This window comes from Pseudomonas sp. 1L-C-7-B-C1 (genome assembly GCF_057291635.1).
Map to the genome: position 1 here is coordinate 333796 of NZ_JBXAWH010000003.1, position 23233 is coordinate 357028.

The 23233-nt window shown below is 62.0% G+C and carries 16 protein-coding genes; all 16 read right to left on the reverse strand.

The window, feature by feature from the left end:
- Positions 1 to 4: 4 nt before the first annotated feature.
- On the reverse strand, positions 5 to 2227 hold the full coding sequence (locus AC0Z8Z_RS06950; protein ID WP_485618578.1) for an ATP-binding protein: 2223 nt from the start codon (positions 2225 to 2227) through the stop codon (positions 5 to 7).
- Positions 2220 to 2852 carry a biliverdin-producing heme oxygenase gene (locus AC0Z8Z_RS06955; RefSeq protein ID WP_254074839.1) on the reverse strand — a complete coding sequence of 211 codons (633 nt, stop codon included), beginning with the start codon at positions 2850 to 2852 and terminating at the stop codon, positions 2220 to 2222. Before AC0Z8Z_RS06955 ends, AC0Z8Z_RS06950 begins: the two co-directional genes overlap by 8 nt.
- Positions 2853 to 3041: 189 nt before the next feature.
- Positions 3042 to 3782, reverse strand: a complete 741-nt coding sequence (locus AC0Z8Z_RS06960) for a type VI secretion system ImpA family N-terminal domain-containing protein (RefSeq protein WP_485618580.1) — start codon at positions 3780 to 3782, stop codon at positions 3042 to 3044.
- Positions 3783 to 3799: 17 nt separating this feature from the next.
- Positions 3800 to 4240: a type VI secretion system baseplate subunit TssE gene (gene tssE / locus AC0Z8Z_RS06965; RefSeq protein ID WP_485618581.1), complete on the reverse strand. Its 441-nt coding sequence runs from the start codon at positions 4238 to 4240 to the stop codon at positions 3800 to 3802.
- A 3-nt stretch (positions 4241 to 4243) separates the two neighbouring features.
- Positions 4244 to 4783 (reverse strand): type VI secretion system lipoprotein TssJ, encoded by a 540-nt coding sequence (tssJ, locus tag AC0Z8Z_RS06970; protein WP_485618582.1) that lies wholly within the window; start codon positions 4781 to 4783, stop codon positions 4244 to 4246.
- Entirely contained in the window at positions 4761 to 5855 is a 1095-nt protein-coding gene (gene tssG / locus AC0Z8Z_RS06975) for a type VI secretion system baseplate subunit TssG (RefSeq protein ID WP_485618583.1), read from the reverse strand. Before tssG ends, tssJ begins: the two co-directional genes overlap by 23 nt.
- Positions 5819 to 7588 carry a type VI secretion system baseplate subunit TssF gene (tssF, locus tag AC0Z8Z_RS06980; protein ID WP_485618584.1) on the reverse strand — a complete coding sequence of 590 codons (1770 nt, stop codon included), beginning with the start codon at positions 7586 to 7588 and terminating at the stop codon, positions 5819 to 5821. The genes tssG and tssF overlap by 37 nt, the downstream gene beginning before the upstream one ends.
- Before the next feature lie 24 nt (positions 7589 to 7612).
- A complete protein-coding gene (tssA, locus tag AC0Z8Z_RS06985) occupies positions 7613 to 9217 on the reverse strand; it encodes a type VI secretion system protein TssA (protein WP_485618586.1) in 1605 nt (534 codons plus the stop codon).
- Positions 9214 to 12381: an ImcF-related family protein gene (locus AC0Z8Z_RS06990; protein ID WP_485618686.1), complete on the reverse strand. Its 3168-nt coding sequence runs from the start codon at positions 12379 to 12381 to the stop codon at positions 9214 to 9216. Before AC0Z8Z_RS06990 ends, tssA begins: the two co-directional genes overlap by 4 nt.
- A gap of 197 nt (positions 12382 to 12578) precedes the next feature.
- Positions 12579 to 13736, reverse strand: a complete 1158-nt coding sequence (locus tag AC0Z8Z_RS06995) for a hypothetical protein (RefSeq protein ID WP_485618587.1) — start codon at positions 13734 to 13736, stop codon at positions 12579 to 12581.
- 2 nt (positions 13737 to 13738) lie between these two features.
- Positions 13739 to 14005 (reverse strand): PAAR domain-containing protein, encoded by a 267-nt coding sequence (locus AC0Z8Z_RS07000; RefSeq protein WP_485618588.1) that lies wholly within the window; start codon positions 14003 to 14005, stop codon positions 13739 to 13741.
- Positions 14006 to 14186: 181 nt separating this feature from the next.
- The gene (locus AC0Z8Z_RS07005; RefSeq protein WP_485618589.1) at positions 14187 to 14975 is read right to left on the reverse strand and encodes a hypothetical protein; all 789 of its coding nucleotides are present in this window, start codon (positions 14973 to 14975) and stop codon (positions 14187 to 14189) included.
- A 39-nt stretch (positions 14976 to 15014) separates the two neighbouring features.
- On the reverse strand, positions 15015 to 15806 hold the full coding sequence (locus AC0Z8Z_RS07010) for a hypothetical protein (RefSeq protein WP_485618591.1): 792 nt from the start codon (positions 15804 to 15806) through the stop codon (positions 15015 to 15017).
- A gap of 4 nt (positions 15807 to 15810) precedes the next feature.
- Positions 15811 to 17838 carry a lipase family protein gene (locus AC0Z8Z_RS07015; protein WP_485618592.1) on the reverse strand — a complete coding sequence of 676 codons (2028 nt, stop codon included), beginning with the start codon at positions 17836 to 17838 and terminating at the stop codon, positions 15811 to 15813.
- A 135-nt stretch (positions 17839 to 17973) separates the two neighbouring features.
- Positions 17974 to 20508, reverse strand: a complete 2535-nt coding sequence (locus tag AC0Z8Z_RS07020) for a type VI secretion system Vgr family protein (protein WP_485618593.1) — start codon at positions 20506 to 20508, stop codon at positions 17974 to 17976.
- Positions 20508 to 23150, reverse strand: coding sequence for a type VI secretion system ATPase TssH (tssH, locus tag AC0Z8Z_RS07025; RefSeq protein ID WP_485618595.1), 2643 nt, complete (start codon positions 23148 to 23150; stop codon positions 20508 to 20510). The genes AC0Z8Z_RS07020 and tssH overlap by 1 nt, the downstream gene beginning before the upstream one ends.
- Positions 23151 to 23233 lie beyond the last annotated feature (83 nt).

The window sequence follows — 23233 nt, forward strand, 5'->3', positions numbered from 1 at the left end:
AGGGTCAGGACGCCATGGACGCGCGCGGCACCGTGAAACGGAATTCGCTGCCGACCCCCTCTTCACTAGAGGCCGTCAGTTCACCGCCGTGGACCCTGACGATCCCTTGGGAGATGTAGAGCCCTAGACCCGTCCCGCTCGGATTGCCTTCACGTCTGCGCCAGTAGCGCTCGAACACGTGGGGCAACTGGTCGCTGCGAATACCCTCCCCGGTGTCCACCACGGTGAATACCACATGGTCACCCTCACCTGCCGCCGTGACCTTCACACTGCCGGCCTTGGGGGTGAATTTGATCGCATTGCCCACCAGATTGGAGAGCACCTGAAACATGCGCTCCGGGTCGGCGAAAATCGTCAGGTCGGGCTCGGCGTGGAACGTCAGGTCGATAAATTTGCTCAGCGCCAGTGGCGTGAGCAATGACCAGGCGTCTTCGAACAACTGGCTGACTTCCAGCCGCTCGGCGTCGATGAAGTAGCGGCCGGCTTCGATCTTTGACGTATCGAGCAAATCCTCCAGCAGGCTGGTCATCCGCGAAGATGCGCGCTGCAGGATGTCGACGGCAGAGTTGAGTCGTTTGGTAGACGCAGTGGCGTCGGCGTTGATCACCCGCTGCATCATGCCGCACTGCATGACGATAACCGTCAGCGGGCTGCGCAGGTCGTGGGACACCACGGCTACCAGCTCATCGCGGGCACGCACCGCCTCTTTTTCACGCAGCACCTGCCGTGACAGGTCTGCCTCCAGCGCAGAGCGACGCAGGTCGGACACCGCGTAGACCTCGCCGGCGCTCCAGGCTCTGGCCTTACCCTCAACCTGCTGCTCCCACAGGGCAAAGGATTCCCGTGGCTGCAGGCGGTCATTGACGACCCGTTTGGCCTGTTGCGGGTTGCCGCTCCACTCCACGCTGCCCCGGACTTCGGCGCGAAACCACAGCACCCCATTGGCCACCGGCTTGGGCAAGCTGAACGCCAGCAGTCCGCTGGCCACGCGTTGATACGCTTGCGCGTCGGGGAACACGGCGCCGAGGCTGGACGTCTCGAACACCGATCCGGGGCGGTTCTGCAGCCATTGCTGCAACGCGCTCACTTGCTCGGTGCTCGGGCACTGGCCGACCAGGTGTACCTGACCGTCGATGATCACCGCCGCCCCGTGGGCGTCGACCAGTGTCAGCAGCGCCTGGGAGTTTTCAAGCAGCCCGTTGTAGACGTCGTCCGCGGACTCGTTCATCGCCCTGGACAGCCTGTCCAGCATGTGATGTTTGGCCAGTCGCTGGCGCTGAGTCTGCTGATCTTCCAGCAGGCTGATCTGCATCGACAGCACTTGTCCGATGGTCTGGCAGGCCGAGCGCAGCGTGTGGGGAACCTGCAACGGCTCGCGATTGCCGCAACTGATCAGGCCCCAGAGGCGCTCATCCTTGAGCAGGGAAATGCTCATCGATGAGCGCACGCCCATGTTGTGCATGTACTGACAATGGATCGGCGACACGCTGCGCAGCACCGAGTGGCTCATGTCCAGCGGCTCGCCGGTATCGGGCCGCAGGGCCGGGACCAGAGGCGCCGGCACATACGCGGCGTCGGGGATGATGCGCAGCCAGTTCAGGCGATACAGCTCGCGGGCCTGCTGCGGGATGTCGGTGGCGGGGAAGAACAGCCCCAGGTAGGCGTCCAGGTCGGCCGTCGCCGACTCGGCAATGACCTGCCCGTGACCCTCCTCTTCAAAGCGATAGATCATGACCCGGTCGTAGCCGGTCAGCGCACGGATTTCCGAGACGCTGATGGCGTACAGATCGTCCAGCGATTTGGCCGATTGCAGGCGACGCAAGGTGCGCGTGAGGCGCGGCCCCAATCCCTGCATCGATGCTTGTGTGGCGACGGGCTCAAGCTCCAGAAACAACAGGCCGTCATGGCGATGCAACAGGCCATCGAATGCCTGCCCGGCAAACTGCATCGGCAACGGATCAAGGCTGTGCAGATCCGCGTCCTGAACGGCGTCGCGCAAGGCGTCTGTCTGCGCCTCGCCCAGCCAGCGCACCAGTGGATCACCGGGCTGCACGTCACTGCCGATGTTCAACATCTGCCAGGCGTTGGCGCTGGCCTGTTGCACGGTCCAGTCGGTTTCGAGCAGGGTCAACAGAGCGCCGTGGGGCTGAATGGCGCCGGGGATGCGAATCGGTTCGTTGGCGCAGTTATCCAGCAGGTCGTCCATGGTCTGCATGTCGTTAAGCATCGTTCAGCACTCCCGCCCGCTCCAGCCAGGTTTGAAAGGATTCGAAGGTGAGGCGGGCCGATTGCACCACCTCGGTGTTGGACAGCGGATTGTCAAACTCGGCCAACTGTTTGAGGAAGGCTTTCCACAAACGCCCGGTCTCTCGGCCGTACACATCCAGAAACTCGCCACCGCTGTCGGCGTCGACGCCCAGTCTTTCCGCGATGATCCGACGCAGGACTTGCCCCCCCAGCGTCGCCCCCTCCATCACGTACATCACGCCGAGCAACTGCGCGACGCTGTCGATGGCGGGCAGTTCAGTGCACAGCGGCAAGGCCTGGATCTGCAGGTCGTCCAGGCCGAGGGCGTGCAGATCCTTGATCAGCGCCGGGATTTTCTGCCGCGCAGGGTCGACGGCCTGGGGCGCCAGAAAGCGCTCAATCGATTGTTGCAAGGGCAGATGAAAGCCGTAGTAGGCCGCGATGATCCGTTTGTAGGTGCCGAGATCAAGCTGAGGGTGGGTCAGTGGCAATCGGGCTTCGAGTGTCGTGTGCTGGACGGCGGTAGCCGTTCGCAATTGCTGAAGGACACTGGTAAAGGAGGCCGGGACGCAAGGGTCGCGCAACGCAGGGGTGATTTCAACCAAGGGCGAAAGTGTCCGATCTGAGCGGACGTGCCTGAACATGCGGCAGCCGCAGTGTTGAGGCAGATGATGCGCGCACACTAATGGAGACAGTGCCCGGCTGTAAATATGGCTGGCGGGTAAAAACCGACGTTCGGCCGGGCGGTACGCTCTCTGCGCGAACGGCGCCGCGAAACAGGATGGCAGCGCACCCTAAAACGCTGCGGCCAGGACGATGATCAGGATGAACAGCGCGGCGACGAGCCAGCCGATCCAAGACGCTCGGCGCCTCTTGATCCGCGGGATGTTGTGCGCGGCCTTCGGCTGCATGCCCGGCGGGTGGCTTTGGGTTGTGCAATGCACCGGGGAGTGAACCGCAGCGGGGAGTGTTGGATCTGGCATTGCCTGCTGCCCGACCACTTCAGCGGCTTGAGCATCGCGCTCGATACGTGACGCGAGCTGTCCGATCTGCTGGTGCAACCTTTCCAGCGCGATGACGAATTCCAGGCGTTGAGCAACCGGCGTCTGACGCAGGCGCTCAAGCTGCGCGCCCAACAGACGCAGGCCCGCCAGATTACAGAGATTGATCTCCAGTCCCCGCAGCACCGCCTGCCACTGGCCGAACAATTGGCCCACAATTGCCGCCTGCGCCGATAGCCCTCGGGGCCATGGTTTGGCATCTGCGTGCAAGAGGGTGTCCAGCACCACCACGCCTTCAAACATCCCGTCCAGCCCGGCCAGATGACTGCGCGCCAGGGCGTAGGCCGCCGCCGTTTGCAGGTCCGCGCCATTGCTCGCAAACAAGGCGCGGCAGCAGTGCTCGATGGCTCGCCAATCCACATCAGGGCAGGCCGGATGAGCAAGTCTGGCCATCTCGGTGCACAGCGTCTGGTAGTCAGGCAGAGCGCGCGGATCGCCGCCGGCCTTGATCTCCATGGCGAAACCCCTGGTCATCGAACTTCCTGTCGGCCTCAAGGCAGGGCCCGCACATCATGGCGCTTGAGGTGACGCACCACTGCCCTTCCCTCCGGGCTCAACGTCGTGCCGAACGTCGCGGTGCGGTTCCCTTCAAGGGTGGCGTCGAGGGCGTAGACCAGATGGCCGGGCTGGGTCTGCGGCATCAGCTCAATGTGCAGCGACAACAGGCGCGGCTCGTACTTGAGCAGCGTGTCGGCGATGGTCCGCATCAGTCCATGGGCGGCAGACGGCAAGCCTTCGAGCACAGCGCCCATGTCCGGCAGGCCGTAGTCGGGCAAGTGCGCGAGGGTGCCCGCGCGGCTGTTGAGCACGCGTTGCAAATTATCCAGGACCGAGAGCACGTATTGGTCGTCTTCCCCCACCCGGGACAGGTCGAGCTCGCCGCTGAAATTCTGCAGCAGGGTTTCGTACAGCGAGGGGTTGAGCTCGCCCATGGCTCAACCCTCGGCCAGGGGGCGCAGCGTCAGCCGGCTTTCGCCCAGCTCGATAACCCGAGGCCGGTCCGGGTCGAGTTCGTCACGCTTAAGCAGCAAGCGCCAGTCATTGCGCTGCAGATCGGGTTCGCGGAACAAGGCGACGACGGCGATCGCCCCGGCGTTTTCGTTCAGCGGCACATCCAGTTGCGCGCCCTCCCCGGGCTTGATCACCAGCGATCGCTGTTCCAACAGGTCAGCGCCGAGCAGGTGGTCGGCGTCACGCAGCAGATCGTCGTAGGTGGCCTTGTTCACCGACTGGCCGTCGCGCAGTTGATACACCCGCACCATTACCGGCACCGACAACCCGCGCATGTCGGTGCCTTCGGTGTTCAGGGCCAGGCGGCCGTCGAAGTCCAGGCGCAGCGTTTTGACCTGTTTGTAGAAGATTGCCTGGGTCATCGACGCGGTGGAGTCGGACACGCGTTGCGTCACCCCGCAGCCGCTGGCGAGGAGCACGAGGGCGATGACGGGCAACGCTTTAACAAAAGTAATAGTCGACATGGGCGGGTTCTCTTTCCTGAGGATTAACCTGGAGCCCCTGATAACGGCCCAGATGAATAGTGATGGTGTCGGTTCTCCCGGCAGCGCGGCCTTTCAACGCGAGTCCCGCGGTCATGCCCAGCAGCACGCCCCGTCCGCTCAGTGCTGACACCGGCAGGCAATCGATCGGCAGCGACAGACGCAACCGTGCCGTACAGCGCCAACCGAGGTACACCTGCAACAGCACCCGCAGGTCGCTGAGCAAACCGCCGCCGGGCAACCATTCCCGCGCCTCGTCGTGGTCGGCGGTGAACAGCGTCAGCAACAGTTCGCTGTTGACGTCGCGACCGATGCTGCCCATCGGCGTGCCCTGGGACAGGCTCACCGGCCGCGTTGAGGACAGGCTGGCAGGCGCGTCCAACGCAATGCTTCGCGGCCAGTGCGGCTTGATCGACGCCTGAGTATGAGACGCGAGCAACTGCACCAGCGCCGTGATGCCCTCGGCGTTGCGGGTTGGCAGACGCATCACGCCGAGCAACGCCAGAAAACGCGACAGCGGCGTGGCGATGCGCTTCGCAGTGCCGGGGATGCCAAGCCCGATCAGCCCGAACAGGCACTGGGAGGTGGGGTCGGCGCCAGCCGGCGCGAACGAGGCCGGGTAGGAATACTTGCGCCAGATCCGGTAGAACTGGGTGAAGACCCGATGGTTGAAGATGTCGAGAAACCCTTCCAGCGCCTCGTGACCTTCCCGCTTTTGCGCGATGTCGTCGAGGTAACGGGTGGGCAGTGGCGAGTCCACACCGTAAAGGCCGAGCAAACGGGTCCGCACGGTCGCCGGCAGTCCTTCATCGGTCGTCGGCCACTCCAGCGCTTTGAGTTCACTGGCCGGAAAGCCCATGCCGGGATCGGGGCGAAAACGCACCAGATCATCGGCCGGATCCTCCGAGCTGCCCAACGGCGGCTGCTCCGGCGCGGCACATTCCAGTAACTGACAGAAGCGGTAGACACCGGCCTCGGCCACCCGCCCCTGCGCGGCATCGAGCCATTCGATGAGCCTTAACCGGGAATCCGCTGGCTGTGGTTTTCGCTCCATCGCAGGCTCCTCCCGGTCGGTTGCAGGATCAGGGTGATCTGGGTGAACAGATGAATGTCGGCGTACAGCGCAAAGAACCGGTTGAGCATTTCGCCAAACAGGCAGATGTCGCCCTCGCCGGCAAAACCGTTGGCATCGAGGGTCACTTCGATGTCCACGCCGCGCAGCAGAAAGCCTTTTTCGAAGCGCTGGATGAGGTGATGACGCACCTCGACGATGGCTTCCAGACGCCGGCGATTGAGCTCGCTGCCGGTCCAGTCGTACAGCGCCAGGGTGCCGCGCAGCACCTCGGCGTTGTCGAGCATCGGCAGGAAGTTCGAGCCCAGGTGGCTCAACACCCGCCAGTGAAAACGGTCGCGGCTCGGCGGATAGCACGGCAGGGTCGGCGCGCACAGGTTGCGCACCCGCAGACCGGCCTGGGTCGCGTGCAGGGGCGTGTCGAGGATCGTGCGTTGCAGGGCTTTTCTCGGCAACTGTCCGTTGGTGCCGGTGAGCCGCAGGGACAGGCACGGGCGCTCGGTCAACCGATCGACGTCAGCGCCCTCGCCGCCCAGTATCAGCCAGGTGTCATGCAGCCCGTTCGCGCCGCGTTTGAGGCGGGTGTGGAAATAACGTTCGGGCGCCTCGTCGCGGAGCATGCCGCCCTTGTGCCGGAAGCTGGAAAACGGCACGTACTCTTCCCGCCCCGAGTCGCGGGACGCCGTCACCCGGTCGACCGAATAGATTTCGGTGTGGCCGTCCTGCAGACGCATCGGCCGCAATAGATAGTCGGTCTGCAACGGGTCCAGGGACAGGGGATCCGCCTCCAGCGGGAACAGATTGATCACCGGCACGGCGTGCAGGCGAATGTGCTCGGCACTGAGGGCAAACCCATGGGGCCAGGCGGTGCTCAGCACGGCATCGAGCTCGAACCACGGCGCGTCGGGCGCGATGCTCATGTTTTCGAGCCCGTACAGGGTCACGAACATGAATTTCTCGCGAAAGCTGAAGTACTCCAGCAGCAACTGATAGCCGCTGAAGGCGCTGTCACCCTTGGGCCAGAGGCGGTCCTCATCGCCAAAGCCCTTGGGGCCAAACCGTCCTTGCAGCGGTTGACGTTGCGCGTCGCCGGGCTGACGCACATAGAGCGCCTGGGTGCCCAGGGTCAGTGCGTGGTGCAGCGCATTGGCCACCGCCGGCGTTGCGTTGAGGTACAGCGGGATGCGGCGCAAATCCAGTTGGCCCCAGTTGCTCAGGGCACCGCAGGAAAAACGCAGGCGGATCACCGAGCGGCCGTCCGGCTCCTGGACCAGGCGCACCGAATCCAGGGCCAACGGGCGCAGGGTCAGGTCCTGAGTGGTGGTGTAACTGCAGCGCGTGCGCTGGGGGCCGATGGGTTGCGACTGGATTTCAAAGCCGGTCGCGATCTGCTCGCTCTGCTTCATCTGGTGCACGTCGGGCTGCAACTCGACGATCGACAGCGACGGGATCGTGCGCAGGTAATGGGGCCACAGCAGGCTGACCAGGCCTTCGGTCAGCTCCGGCAGGTCATCGTCGAGCTTTTCTCGAAGCCGTCCCATGAGGAACGCGAAACCTTCGAACAACCGCTCGACGTAGGGATCGTGAGCGCCGGGCTTGTCCAGATTCAGCGAGGCGGCGCGGTCGGGAAACGCCTGGGCGAACTCCTTGCCGGCCTCGCGCAGGTAGCGCATTTCCGCGTCGAAATAACGCAGGGTCAGATTGTCCTCATTCATGTAAACCTCCTGTTTTTTTGAGTTTCAGCCGCACAGCACTGCCGCGCGCACCGGGTCCATGGCCACCAGAGCCGCCAGCAGCGGCTCCATGCGTTTGCCCAGCGCGGCCTTGTCGGCGTCGCTGCGTTGGGCTTTGATGCGCAGCAGCTTGAGCAACCGCGCCTTCACTTCGAACACCCGCGCCGGCTCCCACTCAGCGAGCCCATGGCGCTGGCCGGTCGCGTCCAGTTCACCCAGCAGGTGCAACGCCAGCTCGCTTTTGCCGTACTGCTCGGCGACCCGCGCCATGAGCAGGCGCAGCAACCAGCGCTGCCGACCGCTGTGAATCTCGGGACGCGTGTCGAGCCAGGCCAGCGCCACCTCGACGCCGTCACGGTCGGCCTGGGCCAGCGCCTCGCTTTCGAGGGCCAGAATGTCGGCTTCGTCTGAAATGGATGCGGTCGACGTGGGCAGCCAGGCAGAAGCGGCCTGGGTGCTGACGTGCTGCTCGATCCACTCGCGGGTGGTCTCGTCAGCAAAGGCCGAGCCGTCGTCCCAACACAACGTTTCAAGGCCCGGCAGGCGGTCGAGGAGCAGGCCCAGATCCTCCTTGACGATCCGCGCCCAGCCCTCGAATGGTGCGGGTTGGCGGCTCAGCGCCTGATACAAAAACCACTGCAGGTCGAGCCAGAAATGGTTCACGCCCTCGGCGAACATGCGCTCGACCTGATCGAGCAACTCGCTCCAGCTCTGTTGCAGGTACAGCCGTTTGAGTTGGGCACGGTACTCAGATCGCGGCGGTGCCAGTCGCGTACGACCGTTGGCGTCCTGGGGCGGCGACTGGTGCACGGTGTCCCAGCGCAGGCTTTTCATCAGCCGATGGGCGGCCAGCCAGCCCTGGGGTTGTTCGCGCAGATAGCTGGCCAGTGCGCGGCCGTTGTCCAGCAGGTCACGGCCCGAGCGGATGGCGTTCGGACCAGCGCCATGGTTGGCGCCGTGGCTGGTGGCTTCTCGGGGTGCAGAATCATGGCTGGCGCTGAACTGCGGCACTACGGCCTCGATTCCGCCGGCCTGGGCCAGCCGTGCCGACAGCGCCGAGTACAGCGCGCCCAAGTTCGGCCGCTGCTCGGCGGGCCAGCCTTCCAGCACCTGATTCAGCCATACGAGTGAGGCCACCGTACGTTCGGCCTCGGCCTTTACCACTTCCGGGTACAGCCTCAGGCTGTCCAGCACCTTGGCGCTGGCCAGCCACTCCAGCGCCACCTTGCGACTGTTGGGCCGTGCAGGCAGTACTTCGGCGCTGTAGCGATCAACCATTCCAGCCAGCAGATTCAAGCCTTCCGCCAATCCGGCTTCGCCGTCCCGCTGCAGACGCGCCCACAGGTAATAGGTGAGCACGCGCAAGTCCTTGCACGTGCCTTTGAGCAGTGTTTCCGCCAGCACGATGACCCGATCGGCGTCCGCGCCGGAAAGCCTGTTGACCTCCTCTCGCATGCTCTGGAAATCATCGTCATAGCCCGGGTCCTGACCCACGGCGGACTCAGCACTGATCGGCGCCAGCCACGCGGCCCAGTGTTCAGCGTGGCCCCTGGCGAGGGCCACCCCGTCGCGCTCACCCAGCGTCGTGGCGACCAACGCTTGCAGGCTCATTCCATCACCTCGGCGCGCGATGCACTTTGTGCGCTGGCGATGCCGTTGAGGAAAATCTGGCGCGGCAGTTTGAAATTGCGCAGCGCGAGCAGGCTCATCGGTCCTGCGCCGAGTTCAGTGCGCAGGTGCCAGGTCAGGTCCAGGCCATCCGGCGCCGGAATGCTGATGCGGTAGCGGCTGTCGCTGTCGTCCAGCACAGTGACGGTGGCGGCGTCCAGCAAACGGATCAGCCCCCAGGCGCCCTGAAAGTCGCCATACAAACGCTCGCCGCTGCTCACGCTGGTCCACGTCAGGCTGGCGCCGGGGTAATCACTGCCGCCGGGCCAGGCGAAGCGCTGCCAGCTCTCTTTCTGATTGAAATACTGATGCCGCGCGCCATTGAGCACGAAGCTGGTCTGCACCACGTCGCGCACCGCCTTGCCCTGCAGCTCGAAGTTGATGCCCATGCCGCCGTCGGTGTAGAGCACGTCGGCCAGGTGGCTGAGCTGGTTCACTGCCGCAAGAAACTTGGGGTTGATCAACAGGCCCTGACCGTGGGTCGGGTCCACCTCCCAGCGGCCGCCGTCCTTGCGCAACACACCGGTCAGCTCCCGCTGCAGGAACTGCTCGATACGTCCCGAATCACCACGAATCATCTTGCCCAGCATCGGCAACGAGGCGTCGCTGCCGGTGGCGGCAAAGGGGTAACGGCCGAGAAACGCCTTGTCCCATTCATCAACCACCGCCTGCTGCCACTGCCGGTTCAGGGCGGCCGCCGAGGGCTCGAGCACCTTGCGCCAGGCCTGATCCAGCGGCTGCACGAACAGCGCGTGGGCCACACCGTCCCACTCCTCGCCGAGACTGGCCGCCAGCAGCTCGCCGTAGGCGCGGGTGTCGGTAAGGTCGATGTTCTTGCCCTGAAACACCGTCTGCGCCATGGCCTGGGTCATGCCCTGGGGATCGGCGGCGTGACTGACCTGCTGCAACTTCAGGCGCACCCGGGTCACGCGGGTCAGAAACGCTTGCAGGCTGAGATCGTCGTCGCCGCCCTTGCCTTGCGGGTCTTTGCCCAACAACCCCAGCAGCGGGCCGAAGGTCGGATCCAGCGGCCCAGCCGGCGCGTCTAGCTGCTGGCTGATGGCAGGCACCGGCATCGAGCGTTCGCCGCCCATCAGCTTCTGCGCCGACTGCACCAGCGAGTCCTTCAGCCCTTGACTGCGATTGCCGGCCTGGCCCTGCCACGCCAAGGTGTTCATTAACGCAATCAACGGTGACTGACGGACGTCGCTCATCAGCGTCAGTTGGTCGATGACGTCGGCGAGGCTGTCGGCCCGTCGCCACTGCACGCTGTTGAGAAACGCCAGCCAGGCGTCAGAGTAGTCATGGAAGTAGCGCTCGGTCAGGCGCGCTCTGAGCTGCTCGGGCGAGGTGTCGGCGACGGCGCTTTTTTCGCGATCGCTGAGCACCCAGTCGATCTGCTCGCGGCGGGCAGCGACGATGTCATCGATCGCCTGGCTCACCTGCCCTTCCCACGCCTGCCGGGTGAACACGCCCGGCACACGCGCCTCGGTGAAAAACAGCGGCCACGCCTCTTTGTCATCGACCATCTGCTCAACCCCGAGATCGGGAAAGTGGGTCGCGGCAGCCTCCAGCACTTGCTGATACAGGCTGGCCTCGCCATTGCGCTGGCCCAGTTGCACCAGCAAGACCTGCCGCGCCTGGGCCACCAGTGCGTTATCCGCCTCGATGCGCCACTGCGGATTGGCCGCCAACTGCTCGGCGTAGAACTGCCACAGTGAGGGGGACAGCCCTTTCCATAACCCCGGCGACACACCCATGCGCGTCGGCTCGGCATGACCCAAGGCCTTCACCAGAAACGCGGCGTCAACCTTCTCCGGCCGCGCCATCATCAGGTAGGCCTTTAGCTGCACGTACGCGTTGTGCGCGCCCTTCGCCCGCCGTGAACTGTCGGCGGGCGATGCCGCCAGGGACGCGAGCTGACGCTTGAGGTTCTCCGCCGCCGGGTCGCGCATCAGCCGGTTGTTGGCTTCCACATAACGCGGCCACATTACTGCTAGCAACGCGTCGTTTTGGCTCAGCCCGAAGCGCTGGTACCACGGCTCGCCACGCCGCGCGCGCTCCTTCAGACGACCCATTTCGAGGATGAGCGCGTTGAGGGCCAGCAACTGCTCATCGCCGTCGCCCGAAGGTTGAACGGCCGCGAGCGATGACTGAATGTCGAGGATCTGCGTGCGGTGGGTGGAAAACGACAGCAACAGGCCTGTTGCCCAGATCAGCGCGGCACCCAGGGCCAGTGCGTAGCTGATGCGCGTGACGGGCCAATTCAAGCGCCGGACGTCGCGAGGTGCGTCCTCGAGCACGCCGGCCCACGCCGGACCTGGCAGCAACAGATTGCCGTTGGACTCGGTTGGTGGCGCCGGCAAACTGAACCACAGCCCGCGCAAGGGCACGCCCCGCGCGAACTTGCCGAGCAATGGCATCAGCGCCTGACGCCAGCGGGCGATGCCCTCTGCTTTAAGGGTAGAGGACAACCGGCAGAGGAAGTCATGGTCACGGTAGGCCTCGATCTCGGCCAGGCCCACCTGAAGCAACGAATCGTCGATCGGGGCCAACATCGTCTTCAGCTGTACGCCGTCAAGACGCCGAGGCAACAACAACCCGGCAGGCCCGCGTGCGCGCTTTTGCTGCGTCCATTCGCTCTCGCAGACCTCCCACAAGTGCAGCGGCAACTGCCAGCCCAGGGTTCGCGCCAGTTGCTGCAAACCAGCGACGCCACCGGCCATTGTCGCGGCGTTCGCGCTTTGCTGCTTATCAAGGGCCCAGACCACGCCGTCCAGACCCCGCCGATGAATTACCGCATGCCAGCGGGTGGCGGCTTCGGGAAGTTCGGATTGCGGGCTGCCGCCCCAGAGCAGCACGGTGTTATGGCCTTCGAGCCACTGGGCGTCAGCCAGGCCTGGGGCGATGGCTTCGATCTGTTTGGGTTCGCCGACGACCAGTAGGAAGCGGGTGCGGGTGCGCTGGAAGGCGGTGTACTGGTGGTCGAGGTGCTCGTGCAGCTCAGCGACGCCCGGGAGTTTTTTGGTTTCAGGGTTGGATGACGATTCCTGCGGTGGGAACACGCCGTCGCCCTTCTGCCGCTCAACGCTGCGGCGGGCCTTCATCAGCGCCAGCGCACGAGGAATGGTCTGCACCAACAGCGCGATCATCACCAGCAACAGAAACGCCGTGATTTGCTGATGTCTCTCCGTCAGTCCAACCCTTGCGCCATAGGCGTAAACAAGCCAACCCAGCGCCGCTGCGAAGGCGACCAGCCATACCGCGCCACCCGCGCGACGCCAGCCATTGCCGATCAAGGATTTCATGCGATTTCTCCCGGTGTGACGGTGTTGATCCAGCAGCCTGTGTCTTCGCTGCTCAGTAGCAACAAGGGTTGCTGCGCGAGTCTGGTCATCTCGATGCCAAGCGCTGCCAGCAGCCAGTGACCGCAGGGGCCCGGCACGCCGTTTACGGGTTCCAGAATCCAGCGGTGGTCCACCGACAGCGCTGCACCCTCTCGCGCGGCTGCCGCCAGTAATGGGGTGGTTTCCGGTTGCCAGTCGGCGCGGTCGGCCAGCACGCCCGTTGCATCGCGAGCTTTGGCCTGAATCTGGAGGAAAGTGGTGAAGTCGGTTTCCAGGGAATCGACGTCGACGGGCATCGGGCGCAACAGGCGCGCGGCGATTGGGAGCTTGTGGGCTTTGGCGACTGTGTCGGGGCACATCAGGAGGGCGGCCAGTCCGTCGGAGTAAGCCTCTTTGCCGTGGGCCTGGACGACGAGGATGAGCTCGACGGCGTCCCGTGGGGTTTTAAGTGTTTCTTCCATCCAGGTGAAAGAGAGCTGGCTTGTTACGTGGACGCCGGTGAGGGTGGATGACGGGGTGAGATCGGCCAGGTGCTGCTGGCAGGCGTCGGCCAATGCTGGATGCTCATCCTGTGGCGCATCGGTCAGGACAGTGACCCCGAGACTTTCACTCGGTGGCAGCGCCGCCAGTACTGTCGACAGCGAACCCATCAATTGGGCAAGACCTGCCATGGCCCGGCCCTTTTGGCCCTTCGGCAGGCCAACGATGCTGCGGGCTTTGCTTGAGTGTGGGACAGGCATCTGTCCCGATTTCATCATCGCCACGGCAGACAAATGCTCGGGCAAAAGAGTCAGACCGCCCATGACTGCCATGTAACGCTGACCCCACTCCGCCCAGGCGACCTGTGCCAGCCGGGACCGCTCCTGCAGCAGCCTGTACTCATCCAGAGCGCCACCGTAGGCGTGCACCCGCGCCGCCAGCGCGAGAATCGCCACCACCAACGGCGAGGCTGTGACCGCCCATACGTTTAACGCCTGCAATTCAGGCAGCACCGCGTAGAGCAGGAACATCAGCACAGCCGCTGCCACGGCTAAAACCACGATCAGCAGCCAGCGAACCGGTGAAGGGGGTTTGGGTGCGAGCCCTGCTTGCACGTATTCACGTTGCCACGCCATCTTCAATCCACCGCCCAGTCAGGTGCGCTGGAAATGACCTGGCAACCGCACAGTGAGTGACAGCCGTCGACCACCAAGGCACGGCCATCTTCGAAGTAGTCGTCACAGCCCTCCATAATGGGATTAACGCCATGTCCCGGTATGGGGCACATGACCATATCCCCCACCAGAGCGACTGCTTTGCCCTGAGTGATATGAGTGGACGACGCGGAAATTACCGCTCCTCCGTGGTTGGTCTTGTCACCCAACAATACGAATCCTTGTGACATTGAAAGATCCTTTGTTAATGAATTGATGAAGCCGTGTGTTTATTCCGCGCGAGCGGATGCTTGGGCGTACAAATGCGTTCGCAGGCGTGGTTAAGCGAACTAATCTGTCAGGAATGCGGACTGGCACTCGCCTAACACTTCCCTCACTAAATTTGGCGCAGTAGTAGAGAGTTGAACTGCATCATTTCCTACCCTCAACTCCACGACGTATAACTTGCAATTTTTCGAAGTCGGGCACATGGCGCCCATCAGACTGGATTGTCCCATCCGGATAATAAAAGGTAATGAACTCACCAAGTTTTTGTTTTGCGGGTTCTTTTGAGCTCACTACGTACGAGCTGTGAAGTACTGGTTCAAAAAAAACACTCCGGGCTTGGCGGGCTACATATATTAGATAAACCCCCTCTTCACCGGCAAGATCAGCCGTTTTAACGTACCCATCAATGAACCCCTCATTCACCCATGGGTAGTAGTCCTTTACGACAACCAAGTCGCGCGGCTCTGACGTTACGGAACCAGATGATCGTATTTGAGGATCATTGTGATCAAACACAACAATGATGCCGGCATCTATTCCGGGGGTCGCATTACCAAAGCGATTTTGGGCGCGATATCTCACGCTAAAAACAATATTACTTAAACGCCATTCACACTGGCCTCCGCCGTTGATGAAAAGCTCGCTTTGAAGTAGATCTTTATCAATACGATCGAAATCCATCTCAAAACCTTTGTATCCTTCTAACGATCGAGGCTTTCCATTTCCATTATAGGTAATGCGCCTACATATGGACGAACGGTACATGACACGCATAGGCTTAGCTTCCAGTTCCTTTGAGACCTTAATTGTAATAGTAGTCTTCTCGCCGGTTGGCAGAGGAGCGAAGCTGTAATCCTGGGCGCAGCCACTGATGGAAGTTATCAGCGCAACACACAAATACGAACTCTTCACGAGCAATTTTTCGCTAGTCATGCAACCCATCCAACGACCCTTATCGCCCATATGACCGGCTCATTTACTTGCTTCCTCTTTCAGGCGGATTTCCTGCATTTTTCTAAAGTCAGCCTCCGATCGCCAATGGGACTGAACGGTTCCATCCGGATAATAAAACTTAGGAAAGTCGCCTTTTACATTTTTCTTAGGGGCAATGGACCTCACTACGTAATCCCCGTGCAGCACTGGCTCAAAATAGACTATCCGGGCATCCGGCGCGGTATACGTCAAATCGCCTCCATCGACGCCGACGAGACTAACCTGCTTGGCGTAACCATTGATAAAACGCTCGCTCACCAGTGGATAGTAATCTTCTATAACATTCAACACTGCGTCTTTCACGATAATTGGCCTGGAGATTTGACGCTGAGGGTTGTTGGAATCAAATACCACTATCAATCCACCGCCCCACCCAGGTGTCGCATCAACTCCAAATGGAGTAGGTACGCTATATTGAACGCCGAGATCCACGTTGCTCAGACGCCATCTGCAAGGGCCACCGCCGTCGACATATAGTTCAGCCCCATACAGATCATTCTTAATTCGCCTTAACATTAGATCGAATCCGTTATAACCATCCAAAGTTTCACGGCGCCCGTGTGCATCATGGGTTACGTGCCGACATATGGCAGACCGATACATTACGCGCATAGGCTTCGCCTCCAAGCCTTCGGGCAATTTAATACTAATGGAGACCTTTTCACCCTCCTGCGCTGGTGACATAGTGCGATCCGTTGCGCAGCCGCTCACTGAGATAGACAGCGTAAAGCACAGCAACAAACTTCTAAGCTGACCAGTTACTCCACTCATTTATTTATCCCCGCGTTAACGCGATGGTATCTAGCCGTTTGAGCGCTTCGGCACCGCCGTCCAACTGCTGCGTCGCCTTCAATGCCGCATCAACTCCCTGATGCATCGCCAGAAAAAATTTATTCCGGTCATATTCATCTTTCGGTGAGGAGTTGCAGTATTTGCTCATCTGATCCTTGAAACGCTTAATCTTTTTCTGCGCGGCAAGCTGTGGCACACGATCAAATTTGATAGCTGCTAATAGGCGATCAGTGATATGTGTCATGTACTCACCCATCATGTGGTTACCGATACCCAGCAGCCCCCCGGGCTTCATGTTTTCATGAGGTAGGAAGAAGCGCGCTTTTTCCTCGGGAGTTAGGCAACGCATTAGGGCGCGCTGCGACTGTTCGGCCTGATCATTTTCTGCGCCGCATAAACTGGGCACCAAGTAAAGGCTGGGCCGCTCCGGGAGTCGGGTTTTGACTGTGTTGTAGTAAGGCGCGCCGAGGCCATCTTTGCTGCGGTATGCAGGGTAAGAAGAGCCCCGGCTCTGCGTGTGCTGCTCTATTCGGTAGAACATGGCAAGTTCGCCGTGATGGCCGTATGGATCGCCGAACTTGATCACATTAGTCGCGAGGACTTGGCCCATCGACCATGCGAAACCCAATGTCGTGCCTAACGGGCCATACAACTTGTAGAGGTGGTTATCAAGGTCAGCCTGAGGTGGCACGCTGGGAATGGTGTCAGTGTCATTGACGTGACGAAAATGACAAATTTCGCTCAACCCCTTTAACGCGCTCAGCGTGAAAGTGCGAGGCATGCCGTAGGTGTACAACATCGGATCGCTATCCTTTAGAGCTGCGGCGTGAATTAATCCCAAAGCACCTCCAAGGCTGTGGCCGCAAATAAAAAGTTTTTTACCTGGGAGTTTGTCCAGGATTTTGGATGTCAGGTCGGCGGTAAATAGAGTGTGGGCGGCGACATAGGCGTTACGGAAACCTAGGTGTACGCGCCCCTCACCCGACAGGTCTGGGCATGGAACAGACGGGGCACAACTGCTGCTTAACTTGGGATCGACTGGGCGGAATGTCAGATCGGTAACGAGGTCCGGAGCACTTATTCGATCAAAATCGGTTCCCCGCCAAGCAACCAACATTTGAGTAGCGTTCGCAACGTAGAAAAGCTGGGTATCCCCTTGAGGAATTTCGGCTCTAGCGGTGTTCAACGGCTGGCAAGGTTCGTAACGATCGTCGAACGGTACGTCAGTCACCAGACATGGCCAGTTTTTTCCCCCATCCCAAACCCGCGGCGTGCGTGAAAGATCCACACACTGCTGCGCGAAGAATTCCACCTGAGAACCATGTTGTGCTCTGTCCTCATTGCTATAAGCCAAAATACTCATCAGCCCCAGGTTATAGGCGTTCGCCAGGCTGTACTCATTCTTGTCATGGAGCACCAACGACCAAGCCCGCAGTGGGCAAACTTCCAAGACATGCCGGCAGTTCAGCGCTTCGTATTGCACCGTAAACCCTGAAAACTCAGCATCCGGGAAATGATAAGCCGGTGGCGGATCCAGCTCTGGCCACGGCGGGTTGAACGCCGGCAGCTCATCACACAGTTGCCCTATTCGCAGGTAGTGATAGGCATGCCCCTGCTCAATCGCCTGCTTTTCCACCGGCGAAAACCCGGGACGCTGCTTTCCGTAGAGAGGTTTGCTGTCACTTGCACCCGGCCGCTCGGGCTCCGGGCGCATCGCGCGCAACCGCCGCTGTTGCAGGACGTCAGCCAACGGCGCCGCCGGCATCAGCAATGTCACGTCGAGCGGGTGAAGGTCTTCAAGTCGAATGACACCCTGGGCATCGGTGCTCCCCGAATATTCAGCAACGCAGCCTTCCCGCACTGCCTGATTGGTCGCTCGCCACGGCAGATTAGCCAGCGGCTCGCCGAGTTCGTCCACCAGTTGAAATTCAACCCAATGGGTTTTCTGCGGGCCGATAGCCACAGGCTTGTAGGTGCAAAAAATGTCCGTCTGGTGCTGTCTGTCTTTCATGCCGGGTCCTTCCTGATTGAAGATTTGATGCGGTGATAAATCGTTGCGGTCGATTGCTTGCCGGGGGACGCAGTGTCGGTAGCCGTTGCGATGCAGATCGCAACCCATCCGGGCGACGGGGCCTCTGAGCGGTGGTCACTGCTCATCGGGCTTGTCATTGGGAAACTCGATCACCACGTTCCCGGGCAATAGCGTGTGAACCGGGATCGTTCTGCCGTCCTTATCGGTCACGCCGGGGAACCGTTCGCCATCCTGGGTGGTGATCAGGTAACGGACGAAGGGGGCGTAACCCTTATCCGAGTCGCTGAGGGTGTAGCCCGCGGCATAGCCCGGCGGTATCGGCGTCGCCGGGGTGGTCAGCGTGGTGGCACCGTCCTTTAGCACGTACGCGGCCCGGTGATGGATGTTCCCCGGCGCGCCCAGCTCGATCTCGCCGCCCTTGATGCGGATGAACGCGCCGCCGCAGCTGAAGACGATTTCTTCGGGCGCACTGATCTCGACACGGCCGGCCAGGCTTTCAATTTTTATCTGGTCAGTCGCCAACGCGTGAATCGCGCCGCCGTAGGCGTGGAGCTGCACATCCCCATCCACGGCTTTTAGGTCGAGGCCTTTGGTCACGGCGCACAGGCTGATCGCACCCTCGGCGGTGCCGGTGATGTCGTGGCCTGCGCTGATGTTGGTCGAGCGCGACGACGTGATGGCGACGCTGTCACGGCCGGAGGACAGCAAAACAGCCTCGGGACTGACCACGCCGATGCCGGCTGGCGCATGCAGCAAAAGCCCGGGTTCGGTCAGGTTGGTCAAGGCCGCGGTGAGTTGCTCGTGGCCGCTCGTATCGGCGGCAATGGCCTGGGCACTTCGTGCGGCTTGAGCCATGGAGCGGGCCAGCGACAATGCGCTTTCAAGCTGCTCGATTGCAGCGTCCATATCGAGCTGCTGACCGTGGGCCCTGGTCTGTTCATCCGCACTGATAAACACCCCACGCCCGGCCCGAATTGCGCCCCAGCCGTCCGTGCGCAGTTCAAACCCTTCGCCGCGCTTATCCTTCTCGTTGTCGACCAGATGCCCAAGGTTCAGCTGGCTCTTGCCGCTGTGCTCGGTGCTGAGTTTGATGTGCTCTTTGCCGCGATCGTCCTCCATGCGCAGCTTGTTATTGGCCGGGGTGCGCAGCACGTTGCGTTTGTAGTCGCTGCGCAGCAGCGTCACATGGTCGGGATGTCTACTGTCGTGAAGCGCATGGGCGATGTAGGGCCGGTCCGGGTCGCCTTGCTCAAACGCGATGGCGACTTCGGTGCCGCAGATCAGTGGCAAGTGCAGGCCGTGGGTATCCCCGGCATACGGACGGGCCAATCTGAGCCACAGGCTTTCTTCGCCCAACTCCCAGCTGTCGCGGTCAAACAGAAAGCTGACCTTGTAGCGGCCTTCGCGGTCGATGTGGCTGTAGGGATCGTTGGCCAGCGAACTGGTGACCCGGGCCGGGACGGTTCCGGCAATTTGCGGTTTCGCCAGCAACGGCGGCCGAAAGCACACGCTCTCGGAATACGGAATCGCTTCAAAGCTCAGTTCAAAACTACGATCCCGCGCAGCGCGCAGCTGGAGTCTTGTAATGACCGCTCCCGGCTCAAACGCTTGGGGCGCGCCGCCAGAAATTTGCAGGACCTGCGCCAGTCCCAACGAAGCGCTGCTGCTGATACCGCTCAGGCGAGTCTGGTTATTCAGATACCGCTCATGCCGCAGCCGACCATAGAAAAACCCGCTTTCGCCCAGCAGATCCTCATCCTGATCCAGCTTGTGGCCCAAGGCCTTGAACGGCTCGGCATAGTGATACGCCTCGCCGTAAGTCGTGGTGTCACCCCGCGTCTGGTCAACATTTCCATCCAGCCAGGCACTCGCTTCCCGGTGGTGATAAGCCCGAAAGTGAACGCTCTGCTCCACCACCTCATGACTCACCTGCAGCTGCCAAACCCCATCCTGACCACTGCTGCCCAACCCGGATTGAGGCCGAAACGGCAAGCTCACCCGAGGCCTGACGTAATGCCGCTGATCATCATGAAACTCGACGACCGCAATCCCCAATCGCTCATTGTTGCTAAAGCGATACCAGATCCCCGCCTCGAATAATAAGCGCGAGATAAACGCCAGATCACTCTCGCCGTACTGCATCACCTGCTCGCGCTTCGGGTAGTCCCGCACCAGCGTGAACAGAAAGTCCTGCCCCTCAAAATCATGCCGCGTGCGCAAGATGCTCTCGACAATTTGCGGCACGGACTGGTGCTGATAAATCCGAAACTGCCGCCCGCGCGCCAGCAACGCCAGGCGCGGCTCCAATGTCACTTCGTAGCGCGCCTCGTCAGCGGAACCGGACAGCCGCTTGAACCCGGTAATCACCCCATGCAGCGTCCGCAGCGCCTCAACCTTAAGCACCGGCAAACCAGGAATAGCCATCGGCAACGTGTGGGCCGCAGCATGCAGACTGAACTGCGCGTCCTGCCCCAACATCCGTTCAGCCCCGATGTCCTGCTCAGCCGAGGTAAATTCAATGCGGTAATGAAAGGGCTGACTCAGCTGCTCCTCGCCCTCAAACGCCAGCACATCCAGCGCGATAGGCAGGTTATGAACGACGAGTTTGTGACGGCTATGGTCGAAAAACACCCCGATGGCATCGTTCATCATTCGCCCTCCACACAAGCAGAGGAATCGACGAACTCAAGGGTGATGCCGTCCTCCTCGCAGTGCCCCAGAACCACGCCCCGGGTGGCCAATCGTGCCGCCTGGCGCTGTAAAAGCTGTTGACTCAGCACCGGCAAAATCTGTTGATTGAGCAGGCTGTCGATGTTCCGCGCGCCGCTGTCGGGCAGCAGGCACGCCTCTACCAGCGCGTCATGCAGACGCTGGTCGATCCGGCAGTCCAGCCCGTAATGCCGGCGTAACCGTTCCGCCACTTTGCCCAGCTTGATTGCGACGATGCGTTTGAGCGCCGGCGCCTGCAGCGGTCGATAAACCAGCGTCTGAAAACGCGCGAGCAACGCGGGCTGGAAGTGCTCGCGCAGCACCGGTCGCAGTTGCTCGTGCACCTCCCCGTCGAGTGCATCGGGGTTCGCCAGCAGGTAGTCCTGCAACAAATCGCTGCCGAGGTTGGAAGTCATGACGATGACGGTGTTGCGGAAGTCGATTTCGCGCCCCTCGCCGTCACGCATGAAGCCCCGATCAAAGACCTGATAAAACAGGTTGATCACGTCGCGGTGGGCCTTTTCGACTTCGTCCAGCAGCACGACGCTGTAGGGTCGCTGACGCACCGCTTCGGTGAGTACGCCACCCTGTCCGTAACCGACGTAACCCGGCGGCGCGCCTTTCAGCTGGCTGACGGTGTGGGCTTCCTGGTACTCGGAGAGGTTCAGGGTGATCAGCGATTTCTCGCCGCCAAACAGGGTGTCGGCCAGCGCCAGGGCGGTTTCGGTCTTGCCGATGCCGCTGCTGCCCACCAGCAGGAAGACCCCCAGCGGTGAGTCTTCTTCGGTCAGGCCGGTTTTCGCGGCGCGCAGTCGTTGGGCCATCGCCGTCAACGCGCGGTCCTGACCGATGACTCGGGATGCGAGCGACTGCTCCAGCGTCAGCAGGCTGGCCTGTTCGTCCTTGAGCAGGCTGCTCAGGGGCACGCCGGTCCAGTCGGCGATCACTTGGGCGACGCTGCGATCGTCCACGTCCAGCGACAGCAGCGGTGCATCGCCCTGAACCGTCTTGAGCTGCGCCTGTAGATCCGCGCAGGTGTCGGCGTCGAAGGCCTCGGCATGGCGGGCGGCGAGCAACGTCTGCGCGAGATCGAGTTCGTGGGCGTGCTGGTGCTGAAGTCGCCCCAGCTCATCGCTCAGCGACAAAAGCTGCTCGGCGATGGCCGCCAGACGTTCATCGGCGTTGCGTCCGTTGATGCGCTGATCGTCTTGCAGCGCCTGGCGTTCCTGCTCCAGCGCGGACCGCCGGGCCTTGCTCGCGATCAGCGCCTGGGGTTCGCAGTCCAGGCTCATGCGCACCCGGGCGCTGGCGGTGTCGAGCAGGTCGACGGCTTTGTCCGGCAACTGGCGGCCGGGCAGATAGCGGCGCGACAGCACCACCGCCGCCTGTATCGCGGCGTCCTCGATGTGCACGCCGTGATGGCTGGCGTAGCGGGCCTTCAACCCGCGCAGCATGATCATCGCCGTGGCGTCATCCGGCTCGTCGACCTTGACCGTCTGGAAGCGTCGCTCCAGCGCCGGATCACGTTCGAAATACTGCTTGTATTCACCCCAGGTGGTTGCGGCGATGGTGCGCAGTTCACCTCGGGCCAAGGCGGGCTTGAGCAGATTGGCGGCGTTGGCGCCTCCGGCCTGATTGCCCGCGCCGATCAGCGTGTGGGCTTCGTCGATGAACAGCAGTACCGGATGCTCGGCTTGCTGCACGGCCTCGATCACGTCTTTGAGGCGTTGCTCGAACTCGCCTTTCACTCCCGCGCCGGCTTGCAACAGGCCAAGATCCAGCGTGCGCACGCTGACCGGTTTGAGGCGGGCGGGCACGTTGCCTTCGGCGATGCGCAGGGCCAGCCCTTCCACCAGCGCAGTTTTGCCGACGCCGGGTTCGCCCACCAGAATCGGGTTGTTCTTGCGTCGGCGGCTCAAGATGTCGATGACCTGACGAATCTCGTCGTCACGGCCCAGAACGGGGTCGATCTCGCCCTTGCGCGCCTTGTCGGTGATGTCCTGGGTGAACCTGGCCAGCACAGGGTTTTCCGCCGCTGAATCCGCGGACGACTTCTGCACCGCAGCACGATCCGGCCCAAGATCCAGCCCCGGCCCAGGCCTCGAACCCGCGCGCTCATCGGAATGCTCGTCCAGCAACGGCAGCAAGTGACGCAACTGCACCTCGCTCAGGCTGAGCAACGGCCAGGCTTCCACGCACGCCAGCAGGTCGGGGCTCTCGATCAGCGCGGCCAGAACGTGGGCCGAGCGCAGTTGCTCGTTGTCCTCGTCCAGCGAGGCGTGTACCCAGGCGTTCTTGATCAGCCGCTGCAGTTTGTCGCACAGCTGTGGCTTGGCCTGGACGCTGCGCGGCAGGCGATCGAGGTGGTCGAGCAAGCCGGTCCACAGCGCTTCGATGTCCCACTCGTAACGCCGGCCGATCAGCACCAGATCGCCGTCGCCCTGCCCCAGCAGTTTCAGCAGCCAGTGCTCGATGGTGATATGGCGGTGGCCCCGGCTTTGGCACAGCGTCGCGGCCGCACTCAGGGCCTGGGCGCAGAAAGGGTTAAGGCGGCGTAGCAAACGGGAGGAGCTCTGTGCCATGGGTCATCGTCCTTGAACGGATGGAGTAAGGAGCGTCGACGAGACCGGTGAGCGGTCGGCGCCTCGCTGTTTTTTCTGGGGAA